Raw genomic sequence first — 241 nt, 5'->3', positions numbered from 1 at the left:
GGCTTGACCCGCTCGGCGATCTCGCTCTCGATACGGGTCACGGTTTCAGCGATGCGATCCACGTCAGGACGCATGGAACGGGCGTCTTCCATGACGCTTTTGAGCTTGCAATGCCCGCTCAAGCCACGTGCTAACAGCATACCGCCGAACGCTGCACGAGCCAGCCCCAGCACGCCGCCACGCTTCAGGCCGCCACGAGCCATGGCGATACCACTGCCGATGGAAAGCGCACGTTCCCAAC

At 63.1% G+C, this 241-nt stretch carries 1 protein-coding gene; it reads right to left on the bottom strand.

Features of this window, described 5'->3' with window-relative positions; all coding sequences use genetic code 11:
• A partial coding sequence (locus AC0IYH_RS33625; protein WP_471838781.1) for a YgaP family membrane protein occupies positions 1-241 on the bottom strand: 241 nt, incomplete at both ends.

It is taken from the genome of Pseudomonas sp. AC463, assembly GCF_979253585.1.
The sequence above is the reverse complement of the archived record's forward strand: the minus strand, read 5'-3'. Positions and strand labels throughout refer to the sequence as shown.